2 protein-coding genes and 1 pseudogene are annotated in these 2,507 nt (G+C 57.2%); 1 reads left to right on the forward strand and 2 read right to left on the reverse strand.

Annotated features, from left to right (window positions below; genetic code table 11):
• Positions 1-99: 99 nt before the first annotated feature.
• A complete protein-coding gene (locus AC1DSG_RS30155) occupies positions 100-456 on the reverse strand; it encodes a DUF6124 family protein (RefSeq protein ID WP_477794135.1) in 357 nt (118 codons plus the stop codon).
• A gap of 614 nt (positions 457-1,070) precedes the next feature.
• Between AC1DSG_RS30155 and AC1DSG_RS30160 the strand changes: the two genes are divergently transcribed.
• A complete protein-coding gene (locus tag AC1DSG_RS30160) occupies positions 1,071-1,736 on the forward strand; it encodes a DsbA family oxidoreductase (RefSeq protein WP_477794136.1) in 666 nt (221 codons plus the stop codon).
• A gap of 110 nt (positions 1,737-1,846) precedes the next feature.
• Here AC1DSG_RS30160 and AC1DSG_RS30165 read toward each other — a convergent pair.
• Positions 1,847-2,507 (reverse strand): annotated as a pseudogene (locus tag AC1DSG_RS30165) (lipase family protein); the annotation flags it as partial.

Raw genomic sequence — 2,507 nt, forward strand, 5'->3', positions numbered from 1 at the left:
GCGAGCGATGGCGTCGTATCAGTCAATATCTGCATTGATTGGTCCACCGCTATCGCGGGCAAGCCCGCTCCCACATTTGATCTTCTACAGATTCGGAATTTATGTCGGGACGACGTTATCCAGCATCCGGTTCACCGCCAGCTCACCGAGCATCACCGAGTGTTGAATGCCCAGCAGGGTGTGGCGCTGTGTGCCGTTCAGCTGCCCCGCGAAATCATTCAACATCACACTCGCCGACGCCAACGTCTCACAGGCATTGACCAGCAGGGTTTCGTTATCGGTGTCGGGCCCGACGAAGTAGATCGTGCTGGGTTTGCGTGGGGTGTCTTTGGGGATGACCGGCTTGAGGTAGTAATCGAGGGCGCGGTCGGCGGCTTCGTTGAGCTTTTTGGACTCTGGGGTTTCGTAGGGGGAAACGTCGTCGGTTTCCGGTGGGTTCGGCGTTACTTTGAACATTTGATCGTTGTCCTGTTAGTAGAGCTGCAACCTGTCTCGCTACTAAACGGATGGGTGGCAGCTGTGCGCAAGTTAGTAGACCGGCCACGATCAAAACCGGCGCGCCCGAAGGCGCCATGCGCACAGCCACCATCGAGTGCAGACGAATGCCTGACTAGATGACACTTATACGACCGATAAGAAAAGCCGGGCTACTAAACCCGATCACTGGGAATCAGTGACAGGAACCAAGTTACCGACGGGCCTCCAGACGCACAAGCCGGCGGATTCTGACGCGGTTGTAGGCGACGGCGCAAGGCGCTGTAGCTTTCAGGAAGTAACCTTAAACAGAACTAAACACACTCCCCAAAACACCGCACAAACCTGTAGGAGCCGGGCTTGCCMGCGATGGCGGCGTGTCAGTCCCCACACATGTCGGCTGAAAGATCGCCATCGCKGGCAAGCCCGGCTCCTACAGGAGATGGCGGTGTGTCAGTCACTGCAGTTGTCGGCTGGAAGACCGCTTTCGCGGGCAAGTCCGGCTCCTACAGGGGAATGTGGTTTGGCTGCCATCGTGGGCCGGTCAGGTGTATCGTTCGATCTTTCCGGCGTGATTCAAGCCTGCGAGGTGTGTGATGAGTACCCCTTTGAAAATCGATTTCGTCAGCGACGTGTCCTGCCCCTGGTGCGTTGTCGGCCTCTACGGCCTGACCCGGGCGCTGGAGGTTTTACGCGAAGAGGTCCAGGCCGAGATCCGCTTCCAGCCATTCGAACTGAACCCGAAGATGGGCCCGGAAGGGCAGAACATCACCGAACACATCACCGAAAAGTACGGCTCGACCCCGGAGCAGTCACAGAAGAACCGCGAGATGATCCGCGCCCGTGGTGCGGAGCTCGGGTTTGCGTTTCGCACGGACGGCAACAGCCGTATCTACAACACCTTTGATGCCCATCGGCTGCTGTTTTGGGCAGGGCTGGAAGGCTTGCAGTTCAATCTGAAAGAAGCGCTGTTCAAGGCGTATTTCACCGACGGCGGCAATCCGTCCGATCATGGGCAATTGGCGCAGATGGCTGAAAGCGTCGGGCTTAACCGGCAGCGGGCCGAGGCGATTCTGGCGTCGGATGAATACGCCAAAGAGGTGGTTGAGGAAGAGCAGTTGTGGCTGACCCGTGGCGTGAGTTCGGTGCCCACGGTGGTGTTTAACGGGCAGTACGCGGTGAGTGGCGGGCAGCCGGTGGAAACGTTTGTCGGTGCGATCCGGCAGATCATGAGTGAAGCGAAGGGCGGTACTGTCAGCTGATGGTGCAGGGCGCCTAACGTGTGGCGAGGGAGCTTGCTCCATCGCCACACGTTAGGCGCCTTGCGCCCCTTATTACCAGGGCTTGTCGGGCAACGCTTGGTTGTGTTTGCTCAAATAATCGAATCGATGTCGAAGGTACGCGGCATCCCTGGGGTATACCCGTAGATCGACGCGAAAAACGCGTCTTCGGTTGCTCTCGTCGGTGCCATGGCCAACTGCTCAACGACTCGATTTTCCGGATGGGCAAGCCAGCGTTGCAGGTTTTCTGCCAGCTGCTCGGGCTGAGTCGAATGCGATCCGTAGACCTTTTTTTCGGTGACGCGCTCGTAGCGCAATTTTTTCAGTCGATCGACCGTCACTCGTATTTTGTCGATCTCAATAATGAAGGCGTTGTATTCCGACTCGTGAGTTTGTTGGTACTTGAGGGTTTGGTTSGATAAATGTTTTCGCCTGGAGCGCAACTGTTCGGTAACACTTTTGAGTGCTTGCTCTACCCATAYCAACTCCAGGTCRGTGACGAGGGGGCGTTTTGCCCCGAGTGCTTCCTGCGAACGCTTGAGTGAAGCCCAGCASGCGGGAATRTAGCTGCCGACCATCGAGTGGTTACCGGCATTAAACAGTTGAGTCAGCAGTGAAGGTCGATCCGGTAGCCCGTTTTGTTGCTGGATGGCCACCGAGCAGGCGGCATGCTGGGTAATGGTGTCGCAGCCTGGCTCCCACAGGATCATGGACATTTCCTGGCGGTTAAACTGCACCGGCATTGCGTGATAC

The sequence above is a fragment of the Pseudomonas sp. P5_A12 genome (genome assembly GCF_056400685.1).

What these genes read in the sequence shown, in the direction of transcription:
- AC1DSG_RS30155 (WP_477794135.1), bottom strand. Translation starts at nt 456, where the DNA reads ATGTTCAAAGTAACGCCGAACCCACCGGAAACCGACGACGTTTCCCCC.
- AC1DSG_RS30160 (WP_477794136.1), top strand. Translation starts at nt 1,071, where the DNA reads ATGAGTACCCCTTTGAAAATCGATTTCGTCAGCGACGTGTCCTGCCCC.